This window comes from Acidovorax sp. 93 (genome assembly GCF_003633835.1).
In the GTDB taxonomy this organism is placed as follows: Bacteria; Pseudomonadota; Gammaproteobacteria; order Burkholderiales; family Burkholderiaceae_C; genus Acidovorax; species Acidovorax facilis.
Genome location: NZ_RBIT01000001.1, coordinates 3,727,749 through 3,741,842, shown reverse-complemented (window position 1 = coordinate 3,741,842; position 14,094 = coordinate 3,727,749). Strand labels below are relative to the sequence as shown.

At 66.3% G+C, this 14,094-nt stretch carries 12 protein-coding genes; 5 read left to right on the top strand and 7 right to left on the bottom strand.

Going from position 1 to position 14,094, the window contains the following annotated elements; genetic code table 11:
* Positions 1–43 precede the first annotated feature (43 nt).
* On the bottom strand, positions 44–676 hold the full coding sequence (locus C8C93_RS17025) for a response regulator transcription factor (RefSeq protein WP_121507671.1): 633 nt from the start codon (positions 674–676) through the stop codon (positions 44–46).
* Entirely contained in the window at positions 666–2,213 is a 1,548-nt protein-coding gene (locus C8C93_RS17020; protein ID WP_121507670.1) for a sensor histidine kinase, read from the bottom strand. Before C8C93_RS17020 ends, C8C93_RS17025 begins: the two co-directional genes overlap by 11 nt.
* Positions 2,214–2,359: 146 nt before the next feature.
* Between C8C93_RS17020 and C8C93_RS17015 the strand changes: the two genes are divergently transcribed.
* From C8C93_RS17015 to C8C93_RS17005, 3 genes are all read left to right on the top strand, one after another.
* Positions 2,360–3,310, top strand: a complete 951-nt coding sequence (locus C8C93_RS17015) for a cation diffusion facilitator family transporter (RefSeq protein WP_121507669.1) — start codon at positions 2,360–2,362, stop codon at positions 3,308–3,310.
* Positions 3,307–3,774, top strand: a complete 468-nt coding sequence (gene dtd / locus C8C93_RS17010) for a D-aminoacyl-tRNA deacylase (protein ID WP_121507668.1) — start codon at positions 3,307–3,309, stop codon at positions 3,772–3,774. Before C8C93_RS17015 ends, dtd begins: the two co-directional genes overlap by 4 nt.
* Positions 3,775–3,948: 174 nt before the next feature.
* Entirely contained in the window at positions 3,949–5,208 is a 1,260-nt protein-coding gene (locus C8C93_RS17005) for an MFS transporter (RefSeq protein WP_121507667.1), read from the top strand.
* An 11-nt stretch (positions 5,209–5,219) separates the two neighbouring features.
* On the opposite strand, the gene C8C93_RS17000 is transcribed toward C8C93_RS17005, so the two are convergent.
* The 5 genes from C8C93_RS17000 to C8C93_RS16980 form a co-directional block, all read right to left on the bottom strand.
* Positions 5,220–6,989, bottom strand: coding sequence for an FG-GAP repeat protein (locus tag C8C93_RS17000; RefSeq protein WP_121507666.1), 1,770 nt, complete (start codon positions 6,987–6,989; stop codon positions 5,220–5,222).
* A gap of 145 nt (positions 6,990–7,134) precedes the next feature.
* Complete coding sequence (locus tag C8C93_RS16995; RefSeq protein ID WP_121507665.1) at positions 7,135–7,875, bottom strand: sulfite exporter TauE/SafE family protein; 741 nt, start codon at positions 7,873–7,875, stop codon at positions 7,135–7,137.
* Between the two features lie 122 nt (positions 7,876–7,997).
* Positions 7,998–9,800, bottom strand: coding sequence for a hypothetical protein (locus C8C93_RS16990; RefSeq protein ID WP_147433778.1), 1,803 nt, complete (start codon positions 9,798–9,800; stop codon positions 7,998–8,000).
* A gap of 187 nt (positions 9,801–9,987) precedes the next feature.
* Positions 9,988–10,449 (bottom strand): rRNA maturation RNase YbeY, encoded by a 462-nt coding sequence (gene ybeY / locus C8C93_RS16985; RefSeq protein ID WP_121507663.1) that lies wholly within the window; start codon positions 10,447–10,449, stop codon positions 9,988–9,990.
* A 63-nt stretch (positions 10,450–10,512) separates the two neighbouring features.
* Entirely contained in the window at positions 10,513–11,469 is a 957-nt protein-coding gene (locus C8C93_RS16980) for a PhoH family protein (protein ID WP_055396485.1), read from the bottom strand.
* 47 nt (positions 11,470–11,516) lie between these two features.
* Here C8C93_RS16980 and ruvA point away from each other — a divergent pair, with 47 nt between their 5' ends.
* Positions 11,517–12,092: a Holliday junction branch migration protein RuvA gene (ruvA, locus tag C8C93_RS16975; protein WP_121507662.1), complete on the top strand. Its 576-nt coding sequence runs from the start codon at positions 11,517–11,519 to the stop codon at positions 12,090–12,092.
* Positions 12,093–12,163: 71 nt separating this feature from the next.
* Positions 12,164–14,086: a trypsin-like peptidase domain-containing protein gene (locus C8C93_RS16970; RefSeq protein WP_233559466.1), complete on the top strand. Its 1,923-nt coding sequence runs from the start codon at positions 12,164–12,166 to the stop codon at positions 14,084–14,086.
* The last annotated feature ends 8 nt before the right edge of the window (positions 14,087–14,094 follow it).

The window sequence follows — 14,094 nt, the reverse complement described above, 5'->3', positions numbered from 1 at the left end:
GCGCGGGCCTCCGTAAAACTACGGAAGGCCTTGGCAAAGCTGCTCAGGATGCAGCATCCACCAGCGCCGCATACCGCCGTATCAGCTGCGCCAGCGATTCCGCCCCCAGCTTGCCAAACAGGTTGGCGCGGTGCGTTTCCACCGTGCGGGGCGACAGTGCCAGCGCGCGCCCAATCTCCTTGTTGGTCAGGCCCTCCACGATCAAGCCCAGCACCTCGCGCTCGCGGGCCGACAGTTGCGCGAAGCGCTCGCGCGCCTGCTGGTCGGCCTGGTGGCGCTCGCGGGATCGCACATGCTGGCGCACGGCGTTCTGCAGGGCTTCGATCAGCACTTCGTCGTCCACGGGCTTTTCCAGAAACTCCGCCGCCCCGGCCTTGAATGCGCGGCGGCACATCTCCACCGTGCCGTGGCCGGTCAGCAGGATCATGGGCTGGTCCACGCCCTGCGCGAGCAGCTGCTCCAGCACCGTGAGGCCGCTGATGCCGGGCATGCGCACATCGAGCACGATGGCGCCGATGCTGGCGCGGTCAAACCCTGCCATGAAGGACTGCGGGTCGGCCCAGGCCTGTACGCGCAGGCCCACGGTGCTGATGAGCAGGGAGAGGCTGTCGCGCACGGCGGCATCGTCGTCCACCAGGTGGATCAGGGGCGAGAGGGATGGCGCGCTATCGGTCATGGGCGGGCGGTGCGGTGGGCAGGGTCAGCACAAACTCTGCGCCCCGTAGGTCTTGGGCTGGCGCAGCGGCCTCAGGCGCCAGGGCCAGCTGCGCGCCCATGGCCTGCGCCAGGCTGTCGCACAGTGTCAGGCCCAGTCCCAGCCCGCCCGTGCGTGTGGTGTAGAACGGCTCGAACAGGCGCTGGCGGGCCTCGGGTGGTATGCCCGGGCCGTGGTCGCGCACCGACAGGGCCACGTGCCCGGTATCGGTGCGCGCCATGGCAATGTGAAGCTGGCGTTCGGTGGCTGGCACCTGTTCCAGGGCCTGCAATGCATTCATCAGCAGGTTGTGGATGATCTGCTGCAGGGCCACAGGCTCGGCCAGCACGGTGGGCAGGTCGGGAGTGGTGGTCACGCTGGGCACCACCCCCCGCTGGGCCAGCTCGGGCTCCAGCAGGTGCAGCGCGTCGTGCACGGCCGTGGGCAGCGCCAGCGGCTGGGCCTGGCCTGCCAGGTCGGGGCGTTCCACCAGGCGGCGCAGGCGACCCACCACGGTGGAGGCGCGGCGTGCCTGCTCCACCGCACGGGCCATGGCCGTCTGGGCGGTGTCGAGGTCGGGCGGTTCATCGGCCAGCAGGCGCTGGGCGGCCTGGGTGCTCGACAACAGGGCCGTCAGCGGCTGGTTCAACTCGTGCGCCATGCCGGCGGCCAGCTCGCCCAGTGTGTTCAGGCGTGCCACCTGGCCCAGGCGCAGCAGCTCTTCGGCCCGCTGGCGGGCCACGCGCTGGCGCCACAGTGCGCGGCCTGCAGCCCACAGCGCAGCGGTCAGCACGCACCAGCCCAGCATGACCCACCACGGCAGCTCGTGCAGGCCCACGCTGCGGCGGGCCACCACGTCCAGCGGCTGGCTTTGTGCCGCCAGCAGCTTGTGAAACTCGTAGGTGCGGCTCCAGGCGCCCACCTCGGATCGGCCCGGCTGTACGACGAAAGCCTCGCCATCGCGCTCCAGCGTCACACGCACGGGGCTGGTGGACCTGTCCATGGGCCACTCGTCCATGGGAATGGTGCTGCGCAGGTCGATGTGCAGTGCGTAGCTGGCGGGCGTGCCTGCCAGCACGAGGTGATAGCGGCCTGCGGGCAGGTTCAGCCCTGCCATGGCCGCATGGCCGGTGCGGCGTGAGGAGGCTTCAGCGGCCGCCAGTTCTGCCTGTAGTGCGGGGGGCCAATCACTCTGCGCTGTGCGCTGCAGCACCGCCAGAATTTGCGGGTAGACCGAAGGCAGGCGGGGCAGGGGGGATGCGGCGTCGGTGCTGTTGCTCGCTGCAGCGGTGGGCTGCAGCAACGCCAGCGTGGCCATGATGGCGTCGTGCTGCACCACACGCTGGCTCAGTAGCCGGTGCACGATGCGCGCGTCGGTCTCGAACGCTGCGTGCAGCTGCTGCAAACGCGCGACGGCCAGCCAGCTGGCGCCCGCGCATGCGACCACGGCCCAGAGCAGCAGGCTGGGGAGATGCAGGGTGCGGTACGAGGGAAGGCGGCGGCGCCATGCCGGGGTCATGCGCGGATTCTGGCATGGGGGCTTGCGCGGGACGCGCTTCGCCGAAGGTAGCGCTGTCTGAGCAAACGGCGTAAAGCGGGTCTTAAGGCCGCTCTGGTGTAATTCCGGCTCGGTTCTTCAGCGCTGCTCCTCCAATACCTCCATCCATGTCCAACCCTGCTCCAAAGCCTCACCAATGGCTCACACCCCGCAACCTGCTGTGGGCGTCTATCGCGGTGGCGGGAGTCACCATTGCTCTCAAGACGCTGGCCTGGGTGGTCACCGGCTCGGTGGGCCTGCTGTCGGATGCGATGGAGTCGTTTGTCAACCTGGCCAGCGCCATGTTTGCGCTGGCCATGGTGACCGTGGCGGCGCGGCCTGCGGATGACGACCACCCCTACGGCCACCACAAGGCTGAGTATTTTTCGTCAGGGTTCGAAGGCATCCTCATCGTGGGGGTGTCGGCGGGCATCCTGTGGGCGGCCGGGCACCGGCTGATGGACCCGCAGCCCATCGAACAGCTGGGCTGGGGCCTGGGCCTGTCGGTGCTCAGTTCGGCGCTCAATGGCTTTCTCGCGTGGCTCATGTTCCGCTCGGCCCGCGAGTACCGCTCCATCGCGCTGGAGGCCGATGCGCGCCATCTCGTCACCGACGTGTGGACCTCGGCCGGTGTGCTGGTGGGCATTGCGGGCGCGGCCCTCACGGGCTGGCTGTGGCTGGATGCGCTGGCGGCGATTGCCGTGGCGCTGAATATCCTGAAAGAGGGCGTGGAGCTGGTGTGGCGATCCTCCCAGGGCCTCATGGATTCAGCGGTAGAGCCCGAGGTGCAGGCCACCATCGACGTCACGTTGCAGCAGTTTGTGCTATCGCAGGCGCCCGGTGCCGTGCGGTTTGACCATGTCTCCACCCGCCGTGCGGGCCAGCGCCAGTTTGTGGACATGCACCTGCACATGCCCGCCGACTGGACCCTGCGGCACGCCGCCGAACTGCGCGGCCAGGTCGAGCGCGCGCTGATGACCGCCGTACCCGGCCTGCGCGCCACCATCGAGCTGCTGCCCACCGATGTGGAAGCGCATTTTGATGATCCCCGTGACGATTTGAAGGATGCCGTGAAGTGATCAGCGTATTGCAACGTGTGCGCGAAGCGCGCGTGGAGGTGAACGGGCAGACCGTGGGCGCCATCGGCGCAGGCCTGCTGGTGCTGGTGTGTGCCGAACGCGGTGACACGGAGATGGAGGCCGACAAACTGCTGGCCAAGATCCTCAAGCTGCGCATTTTTTCGGACGCCGCAGGCAAGATGAACCAGAGCGTGCAGGAAACCGGTGGCGGCCTGCTGCTGGTCAGCCAGTTCACGCTGGCGGCAGACACCACCGGCGGCAACCGCCCCAGCTTCACCCAGGCGGCTGCGCCCGATGAGGGGCGGCGGCTGTACGACTATGTGGTTGCCCAGGCGCGCAAGGTGCACCCCGAGGTGGCCACGGGCCAGTTTGCCGCCGATATGCAGGTGCACCTCGTCAATGACGGCCCGGTGACCATCCCGCTGCGGATGGCGCCTTCGCTGGCGACAGCGGCGGCTGGCTGAACGCGTGGGCTGGCCTCGGCCCGCAGCTGGCCGTGGGGTTGTCCGCACGGCGACGACGCGCGGGTGGCAAATTCTGTAGGCTCGGGCACGTGCGTTCCGTTCTTCTGTTCTTGTGATGCGGTGCGCACTCCGCCGTATACCCGCCGCGCGCCCACTGCCAGCCCTGCTTCACCCGTGACCCAAGCCGCCCCCGCTGTCCTGCCTGATCCGCCCTCGCCACGCCGCGCCCTTTGGGTGATGTACCTGTGCCTGTTGTCGGCCTTTGCGCTGAGTCAGGCTTACCGCACCGTGACGAGCATCATCGCCGCAGGGCTGCAGGCGGACTTTGGCATTTCGCCGGACTCGCTGGGCGCGTTTGCCGGCCTGTTTGGCCTGTCGTTTGGCGTGACCCAGCTCCTCATGGGCATCGGCATGGACCTGTACGGCCTGCGCCGCACGGTGCTGGTGGCTTTCCCGTTGGCGGGGCTGGGGGCCGCGGTATCAGCCCTCGCGCCCGGCTATGGCTGGCTGATGGTGGGCCAGCTGCTGATCGGTGTGGGCTGCTCTCCCGCCTTCCTGGCTTGTACCGTCTTCGTTTCGCGCCACTTTCCTGCGCAGCGCTTCGCCTTTTTCTCGGGCGTGGGCATGGGGGTGGGCGGGCTGGGGCTGTTGTTCACCGGCACACCGCTGGCCTGGATGGTGCAGCACGGGGGCTGGCGCGCGGGGTTCGCGGTGCTGGCGGTGTTTTCGCTTCTGTCGTGGCTGCTGATCTTTCTGCGTGTGCACGAGCCGGCATTGGCGCAAGCACCCCAGGGTCCGCGCGAGTCGTGGGCGCAGGCGGCGGGCCGGTTTGGCAGCTTGCTCAAGGTGCCTCACACCTGGGGCATCCTGATCCTGGGCATGACCTGCTACGCCGCCTTCCTGACTCTGCGCGGCTTGTGGCTGGGGCCCCTGCTGATGGGGCGGTATGGGTTTTCGCTCATCGACAGCGGCAACGTGGCCCTGGTGCTGTCGATGCTCGCGCTGTTCGTGCCCGCCGCGTTTGGCCGCATGGACCCGGGGCCCACACGGCGGCGGCGCTGGATCACCCACTTTTCCCTGCTCATGGGCAGCCTGTTCCTGCTGCTGGCCTTCTGGCACCACGCCACCGCCAACGTGGCGCTGATCTTCCTCATGGGGCTGCTGTCCGGCTACGGCGTGCTGCAGTACGCGGACGTGCGTTCGTCCTACCCCGCTGAGATGACGGGCCGCGCGCTGTCGCTGTACACCATGTCCATGTTCCTGGGCGTGGCGCTGATGCAATCGCTCACGGGGCTGTTGGCCGCGTGGGCGCAGCGCCATGGCCACGAGCCCTACCAGGCGGTCATGGTCAGCATCGCGTGCATGCTGGCGGCGGCCTCGACCGCGTTTCGCTTCTTGCCGCGGTCGCCGTTGCTGGGGCGTGGTGCCGCCTGACTCCGTGGTACCTACTGGCTCCAGGTGCCGCCGGTGCGGCTGAAGAAGTAGAGGGTAAATGCGGAGGCTTCGCTCCCCACATCCTGCGCCGCAGTGACCACGCTGTTTCCGTCCGCCGACACACCCACCGCCTCTCCGAATCGAATGACGTTGGGCCCGGCCGGGAACATGTGGGCCTGGGCTTGCCACGTGTTCTGTGCACGTGCATAAACGAAAGCCATGCCCCGCACAGAGCCCACCGCCAGGGTGTCGCCATGGGCGGACAGGGCTGTGCGTCCGCCGAAGTAGCTCATTGGCTCGGTGCCGCCGACGACCGTGTTCACGGGGGCCTTCACATAGGCCTGCTGGCTCCAGCTGCCGCGGTCCTGGCTGAAGACATAGACGGCTCCAAAGGGCGATTGCGCGTTGTCTGATTGATTGCCACCGACGCCGGTGGCGCTGCTGCGCTCGAAGATAGCGCCGACGGCCAGGGTCGAGCCATCGGCCGACAGGGACACCGACGTACCGAACCCGTCGCCAGCATCCGTGTTGCTGGCCTTGAGGTAAGCCTGCGGCGCCCAGGTGGAGCCGGTGCGGGCATAGGTGTGAACGGCGCCCGCAAAGACCGCCAAGGTGTCGTTCGCATCGCCGTTGACGCCGGTGGACTTGCTGTCGTCACCGGTGGCACCCACAGCCAGCAGGCTGCCGTCGGCGGACAGGGCCACGCTGGCGCCGAAGTTCTGCCCGTCGCAGGGCTGTGTGGCCCAATAAGAAAGGTTGCACCAGGTGTTGTTGCGTGCCGGCGTGTTGCTGGCCTTGACATAGGCCTGCTGGCTCCAGCTGCCGCCAGTGCGGGCGAAGACATACACCGCGCCCGCGGCCAGGCTGTCGGTGTTGGCCTGATCGCCGTTGACGCCCCGGGCGTTGCTGGTCTCTCCGGTAGCGCTGACCGCCAGCGTGTTCCCATCGGCAGACAGCGCCAGCCCCGCTCCGAAGGACGAAGAGTGGCAGTAATCCTGGGCTGCGTTGTTGCAGGCTGGCGCACGCCGATTGCTCGCCTGCAGTCGGGCCTGCGGCTGCCAGGCCACGCCCACGGCGCTGCGCACGAGGATGTGAACGGCGCTGTCGTCAACGGCGGGCGTTGGCCGGGGCAAGGTGGTGGTGCTCACCGGGTCGGGCGCTCCGATCACCAGCGTCTTGAGGTCCGCCGAGACGAGCACCGGAGTGCCAGCGGTGGCGTTGAACGGCGCCAGCACGCTGCTGCCTTGGCGGTCAAAGAGGAAGTGCGCGCGCAGCGCGTCCGGTGCGAGCGTGGTGGCCCGGAAGGAGCAGCTGGTGCCATTGCACTCGCGCAGCCGGTAGGTGGCGTTTACCCGTTGGTGCAGCTGCTTGATTTCAAAGGTGTGCCGTGTGCCGGTGATCGCGGAGCCGGCCTGCGCCTCGGGCAGCGGACCCAGGCCGTCCGGGTCCTCCCAGAGCTCGTAGTGCGTAGCTGGGGCCGAGCGGCTCCAGACGAAGTCGTAGCGCTCCACCCCGTAGCGCAGGCTGAATTCCGCTGTGCCGATGGTGTCGAATGCTCCGTTGGGCGTCCCGGGAACCGGCACGGAGGTAGGTGTAGGGGCAGGCGGTGGTGGTTCGCTGGCGTTGTCTCCACTGCCGCCGCCACAGGCGGAAAGAAGCAGCGACAACATCAGGCTGGTGCTGATGCCTGCCGCGCGCCAGCGTGGCGTGGCAAGGCCACCGAGGCTGCGCAGGGCCGCGTTGGCGGTGACGGAACTGAGCAAAGGTGTGACGTTAGACATGAGATCTCCTCAGTGGGCGGATAACTGCCTGGGCGGATGGATGCATCGTTGAAGGGGCGGTGCGGCGCAAGCCCGTGTTGACGAGCCCCCGCTCGCGCCTCGGTAGAGGCAGCAGCAACCACGTTGCCGCGCGGACGTCCGACTTTTACTGCCGCGCAAAAAAAACCAGCGACATCGCCAGGCCGGTGGCTACGACTCCCAAGCGTAACACCGCCGGGGGCAGCTTGCGGGCCAAGCGTGCCCCTCCGTAGCCCCCTGCGGTGGCGGCCACCATCATCATCAGCGCCTGCGGCCACAGCACCACGCCGCCTGCCGCATAGATGAGCACGGCAATGGCGGTAAGCAGGGCCGACACCCAGTTCTTGAGGCCGTTCATAGCGTTCAGGTTCGTCTGCCCCAGCAGGCCGAACAGCGCCAGCAGAAGGATGCCCAGCCCGCCGTTGAAATAGCCGCCATAGGCAGCCACCGCCAGCACGCCCACCGTGGCCTTGGCGGTGGAGGGTTTGCCGCCCGCCAGCATCCGGCGCAGCTGCGGCCCGAATGCGAACAGCGCCGTGGCCGCCAGCAGCAGCCAGGGAACCACGCGGCGGAAGGTGGCGTCGGGCGTGACCAGCAGCAGCGCGGCCCCGGCTGCGCCCCCGATGAGCGAGAGCACCACCAACAGGCGCATCGACAGCCCCGGCGGCGGGGCCGTGTCTTCGCGGAAACCCCATGCGCCGGCCATGTACCCCGGCAGCAGGGCTACCGTGCCCGTGGCATTGGCCACCACAGGCGGCACGCCAGTGAAGACGAGGGCGGGCAGGGTCAGAAAACTGCCGCCTCCGGCGACGGCGTTGAGGGCGCCGGCAACGAAGGCGGCGGTGAGCAGCAAAGGCGTGTCGAGCATGCTCCGATGGTAGGGGGTGGCGCCGCCACCATTGGCGATGGCGCGGGTGCAACACTTTTGCCTGCCGTGAGCCTCGTCGGGTGTTCAGCCCTGTCGCCAGTGGGTCCCGGCTGCCGATGCAATCAGTACAGATAGGCGGCGTCGGCTGCGGCGGGTGTTACGCCATCCGTGGCACTGCTGGTGCCCACGGCCAGGGTGCTGGCATCACCGGACAGGGCGACGCTGGCACCGAAGCGTGCAAGTGCGCGCGGCTGGGGGGCCTTGAGGTAGGCCCTGTGCGCCCAGGTGGTGCCGTCACGGCGGTAGACATTGACGGCTCCGGCTGAATATAAGGCCAGGTTGTTGGGGTTGCCATTGATGCCAGAGGCGTTGCTTGCATCGTCGAGGTTGCCCACGGCAAGCATGCGGCCGTCCGCAGAAAGCGACAACATGACACTGTTTGTAAAGAACCCGTCGGCAGCCTTGACCGGCAATGCGGGCTGCTGCGTCCAGGCGTCCCCAGTGCGTGTGAATGTTCGCAGCTGAACGTCAGTACCTCCAGAGCGGTCCAAGACGGCCAGTGTGCTTCCGTCCCTGGACATTGCAAAGGGGTTGTGCGAACCCGTCAGCGCACCTGCGGCAGGAACGCGCCACACCTGCGTGGGTGCACTCCAGACACCTCCGAGATGGGTCAGGACCGAGATGTCCTTGTCGGTGTTTGCCGCAAGCACGGTGCCGTCGCTGGACAGGGCTACAACCGCCCCAAAGCGGGCCATTGTCGGGTCGGCGCTGCTGCCTGGCAGGTGCGCCTGCTCGGCCCAGCCGCCGTTGTTGCGGGCAAAGGTGTGAACGGCTCCGACGCCGCCTCCAAAAATGGTTTCACCGGTGAAGGAGAGTCCACTCAACACGGCGGCAGACCCCGGGGTGAAGTTAGCACCTTCTTCGGGCGCTCCTACCGCCAGCAGGTTCCCGTCGGCTGACAGAGCCACGCTGAAGCCAAAGTGTTGGGGGGTGCATGGAAATACAGCCGTGCCAGAGATGTCCAGGCGGCTGCAGGTCTCGACTTTCGCAGGCGTGTTGCGGGACTTGATGTAGGCCTGCTGGCTCCAGGTGCTGCCGTTGTCCATGAAGATATAAGCAGCCCCCGCGCCATACGCGTCGCGGTTGGCCGCATCGCCGTTGATGCCGCGTGCATTGCTTCTTTCCTCTGGTGCACCCACTGCCAGCGTGCGACCGTTGGCCGATAGTGCGAGGCTGGCGCCAAAGGCCATCTTTGCGGCCGGACTGCTGCCTTCCAGCCGCGCCCGCAGACCCCAGGCAGGGGCTGGCATGCCAACGCCTGGCATGCTGCGGCTGAAGATGTACACCGCGCCCGCCCCTGCCAGGCCGTCTGAACTGCCCTCGCGGGGCGACCCGACAGCCAGCGTTAAACCGTCGGCCGAAAGGGCAATTGCGTTCGTGTAGGCGCCAAATCGCTGCGTCGGATCGCCGGCAGGCAGGTCGAAGCGCCCTATGGCCTGGGTGAGGTCGGGTGTTACCGCGCTCGTGAACGGGCCGCAGCCGCTCGTGTCGCAGGCGCGCAGCCGGTAACTCGCGTTCACACGCTCGTGCAGCAGCCCCCCAACCTGTATGGGGAAGCTGGTGACGTTGTTGGCGGCGCCGACGCCGAATAGCGATTCAGGTTGGGGGCCTGCTGCGCCATCAGGGTCCTCGAACAGTTCGTAGCGCATCGCACCCGGGGTGACGGTCCAGCCCAAGTTGTAGGTCTTGGGGCCGTAGCTCGCCACGCTGAAGCCGGAAGGGGCCGGGAGTCCGGCGGGCTCCGATTCGCCACTGCCGCCCCCGCAGGCCGCCAGAACGAGTGGCGCCGCCAGCAGCAAGGCGCGATACAAGCATGGCAGGCCCGAATTCGCCACGGGCGCAGGGTGTCGCTGGAAATTGATCACAGAGAAGACTCCTGAAAAAAGGGGGAAGACAGGCAGGGCGCGCGGCGGGAGTGCCAACAGGTCTGCGAGACGCGCACTGGAGGAGTCAATCGTCGCTTATCAAGACAACGCCGAGCCCCGGCAGATGCGAGCACTTTGTACCAAATGGTAAAAAGTGCGCCGCTGCCCTCGGCAGCAGGGATAGCGTTCAGGAAGTCGCGTACGGGTCGGCAAAGCCCAACTCCTGCAGGATGGCGGTTTCATACTCCTCCATCTCCTCGGCATCTGCCTCGCTGGTCTCGTGGTCCCAGCCCTGGGCATGCAGCGTGCCATGCACCAGCATGTGGGCATAGTGCTCTTCCAGGCTCTTGTTCTGCTCTTTGGCCTCGCGCTCGATCACAGGGGCGCACAGCACCAAGTCGGCAGTTACCACGGGTTCCTGCGTGTAGTCGAAGGTGAGCACGTTGGTGGCGTAGTCCTTCTTGCGGTACTCGCGGTTGAGCTGCTGGCCTTCTTCGGCGCCCACGATGCGCACGGTGATCTCGGCATCGGTGGCCAGCGCGTGGCGAATCCAGCGGGTGACCTTGTGGCGTGGCAGCACGGCGCGGTGCGCGGCCGCGCCTTCAAACTTGCCGAACTGCAGCGACAGGGAGAGTTTGTGTAAAGACATTTTTGCTATTTTTGGCCGCCAGCGCTGGATGGATAAGCGCTGAAAGCTATCAAAATGATAGTTCTAGTCCCGGCTGCGAGAAGCCGGGGCGCGGCGCGGTGCGTCGTAGGCATCGACGATGCGCGCGACCAGCGGGTGGCGCACCACGTCGGCAGTGGTGAAGCGGGTGACGGAGATGCCCTTGACCCGCTTGAGCACCCGCTCGGCATCGATCAGGCCGCTCATGGCCCCCTTGGGCAGGTCGATCTGGCTCACGTCGCCCGTGACCACGGCCTTGGCGCCAAAGCCGATGCGGGTGAGGAACATCTTCATCTGTTCGGGCGTGGTGTTCTGCGCTTCGTCCAGGATCACGAAGGCGTTGTTCAGCGTGCGCCCGCGCATGAAGGCCAGCGGCGCAATTTCCAGCGCATTGCGCTCGAAGGCCTTCATCACCTTGTCGTAGCCCATCAGTTCGTACAGCGCGTCGTACAGCGGGCGCAGGTAGGGGTCCACCTTTTGCGCCAGATCGCCGGGCAGAAAACCCAGGCGCTCGCCCGCCTCGACGGCCGGGCGGGTCAGCACAATGCGCTGCACGGCGCTGCGCTCCAGCGCATCCACGGCGCAGGCCACGGCGAGATAGGTCTTGCCGGTGCCTGCAGGGCCGATGCCAAAGGTGATGTCGTGGCTGGCGATGTTTTCGAGGTACAGGTTTTGTGTAGGCGTGCGGCCGCGCAGGTCGGCCCGGCGGGTGTTGAGCACAATGGCGCCTTCGGGCGCCTCCACCAGGGCGCTGTCACCAGCCAGCATGAGCTGCAGGTGGTCCTCGGTGATCGGGCGTTCGGCCATCTCATACAGCGCCTGCAAAAGCTCCATCGCCTGCGTGGCCTTCGCTTTGGGGCCGTCCACCTTGAACTGCTCATGCCGGTGCGCAATGCTCACCGAGAGGGCCACTTCGATGGTGCGCAGGTGCGCGTCGGCCGGGCCACACAGGTGCGTGAGTCGGGTGTTGTTGTGGGGGGTGAAGGTGTGGCGCAGGATCACGCGGATAATTCCCGTTGGATCGCCGCAGTGCGCGGCAAAGGACATCAATGATAGGCAAATTGACCGGCACCCTGCTGGAGAAGAATCCCCCCGAGGTGCTGTTGGACTGCCATGGCGTGGGCTATGAGGTGAATGTGCCCATGAGCACGTTCTACAACCTGCCTGCTGTGGGCGAAAAGGTGAGCCTGCTGACCCAGTTCATTGTGCGCGAAGACGCGCAGCTGCTGTATGGCTTTGCCACGGCGCCCGAGCGCCAGGCGTTCCGCGAGCTGATCAAGATATCGGGCGTGGGGCCGCGCACTGCGCTGTCCATCCTGAGCGGCATGGGCGTGGCGGATCTGGCCCAGGCCATCACGCTGCAGGAGGCAGGCCGCCTGGTCAAGGTGCCGGGCATTGGCAAGAAGACGGCCGAGCGGCTGCTGCTGGAGCTCAAGGGCAAGCTGGGGGCCGACATGGGCGCTGCCCACGGGCCCGCTGCCAGTGACGCACAGGCCGACATTCTGCAGGCACTGTTGGCTTTGGGCTACAACGACAAAGAGGCTGCGGCGGCCCTCAAGGCCCTGCCACCAGAGGTGGGTGTGAGCGATGGCATCAAGCTGGCACTGAAGGCGTTGGCCAGGTAGTGCACTTGCGGGTTTGTTGCGGCAGTTGTTTTCGTGTTCAATGGCGGTTTTGACCGGAGCGAGGGAAAGAAATGAAAAATGGAATGATGTGGCGGATGGGCGTTGCCTGGGGTGCGGCGCTTGCCTTGTTGGCCGGATGCGGCGGAAGCGGTACCGAGGCCAGCGCGCAAAAGGCGGCCTCTGTGCTGATGGTGGATGGCTGGGTGCAGCCCGCCAGCGTGGACCAGGGTGTCTCGAACATCAAATCCCGCAGCGCGCTTGTCACAGCGCCCACGCCTTCCCGGGTGAGCCTGGGAGCCTTGGATGCATCCAAGACGGCTTCGCTGGGTGGCGGTATCGGCCCACGCCAGGTGGGTACAGCGCGCGATGTGGTGGCCACCCGCGCCGCAGCCCAGACACAGCAGCAGTTGCAGTGGAAGCCCACCGCCACTGGCGGTAAGGTGGCTGCTATCAGTTTTTCTGCCGAAGGTGCGTACGGATTGCGCCTGGGCGTAGTGGTCAAGGCGCTGCCACAAGGCACAGTGCTGCGTGTGTACAGCCAGGCCAACGCCTCCAAGGTGTTCCAGATTTCCGGCCAGGAAGTGCTGCAGCGCATTGAGCGCAATGCGCAGGCGGGCGACACCACCCTGGACGGTCAGACCTGGTGGACGCCCGATACCGGATCGGGCGAGGCAACGCTGGAGCTGGAACTGCCAGTCGGCGCAGATGCCAGCACGGTGGACATCTCGGTGCCGCGCGTGTCGCACATCTTCGAGAACCTGTCGATCCCTACGGAGGCAGAACTCTCCACCAAGATCAACGAATCGGCTTCGTGCCACCTGGATGCCACCTGCTACGACACCTATGCGACCGAGCGCAATGCCGTGGCGCGCATGTTGTTCACGTCCGGTGCCAACACCTATCTGTGCACGGGCACATTGCTCAATGACAGCCGGTCTTCTGGCACGCCGTATTTCCTGACGGCCAACCACTGCATCTCCAAGCAGTCCGAAGCCGCCTCGCTGCAGACCGACTGGTTCTTCCGTTCGCCAACGTGTAACAGCCGCACCCTGTCGAGTGCCACCATCCAGCGCGTCAACGGCGCATCGCTGCTCTACGCCTCGGGTGCCATGGACATGGCCCTGCTGCAGCTGAACGACACACCTCCTGCAGGGGCCGTCTTTGCCGGTTGGGATGCGGGCACCCAGGCTTTGAGTACATCTGTGGTGGGTCTGCACCATCCCCGGGGCGACCTGCTCAAGGTCAGCCTGGGTACGTTGAACAGCCTGATTTCCTGCACTCCCACCAGTGAAACCCAGTTCCAGTGCAGCGGTACAACGGGCAACTACTACCAGGTGAACTGGACCCAGGGCACCACCGAAGGTGGCAGCAGTGGCTCGGCCTTGTTCAAGGGTGGCACCCATGTGATCGGTACGCTCTACGGCGGCGGTTCCAGCTGCACGGCCACCACGGTCCCCGATTACTATGGTCGTTTTGACGTGGCGTTCAACGCAGCGCTCAAGAACTGGCTGTCGTCTGCCACGCCACCCACTGGCCCCACGGGGCGGGTGCCTGTCTATCGCTTCTACAACATTGCTGGCCTGGAGCATTTCTACACCAGCAACGTCGGTGAGCGGGATCTTCTGATCAAACAGTTTGGATCGAACTTCATCTACGAAGGCACGATCTTCTATGCGTATCCCATTGAGGGGTCCAACCTGTTCCCGGTGTACCGCCTGGTTGATTTGGCGCGCAATATGCACATTTACACGGCAAACCCTGCGGAGCGAGACGGTCTGCGCCAGGCATTCCCGTCCGTGCAGCTTGAAGCCACTGCATGGTGGGGACAGGCTGCTCCGGGCAATGGTGCCGTGCCTGTCTACCGCTTCCGCAACCGCACCGTGGGAACCTATTTCTATACTGCCAGCCCTGCAGAACGCAGCTACCTCAACGCCAACATGAGCCAGCAGTACGTTGAAGAAGGCATCGGGTTCTACGTCTGGCCCGAGAAATAACAGGACTG

Bases quoted from the DNA above. Each gene is read 5' to 3' on its own strand.
- ruvA (WP_121507662.1), top strand. From the start codon at position 11,517: ATGATAGGCAAATTGACCGGCACCCTGCTGGAGAAGAATCCCCCCGAG.
- C8C93_RS17020 (WP_121507670.1), bottom strand. From the start codon at position 2,213: ATGACCCCGGCATGGCGCCGCCGCCTTCCCTCGTACCGCACCCTGCAT.
- C8C93_RS17025 (WP_121507671.1), bottom strand. From the start codon at position 676: ATGACCGATAGCGCGCCATCCCTCTCGCCCCTGATCCACCTGGTGGAC.
- C8C93_RS17015 (WP_121507669.1), top strand. From the start codon at position 2,360: ATGTCCAACCCTGCTCCAAAGCCTCACCAATGGCTCACACCCCGCAAC.
- C8C93_RS16970 (WP_233559466.1), top strand. From the start codon at position 12,164: ATGAAAAATGGAATGATGTGGCGGATGGGCGTTGCCTGGGGTGCGGCG.
- C8C93_RS16995 (WP_121507665.1), bottom strand. From the start codon at position 7,875: ATGCTCGACACGCCTTTGCTGCTCACCGCCGCCTTCGTTGCCGGCGCC.
- C8C93_RS17000 (WP_121507666.1), bottom strand. From the start codon at position 6,989: ATGTCTAACGTCACACCTTTGCTCAGTTCCGTCACCGCCAACGCGGCC.
- ybeY (WP_121507663.1), bottom strand. From the start codon at position 10,449: ATGTCTTTACACAAACTCTCCCTGTCGCTGCAGTTCGGCAAGTTTGAA.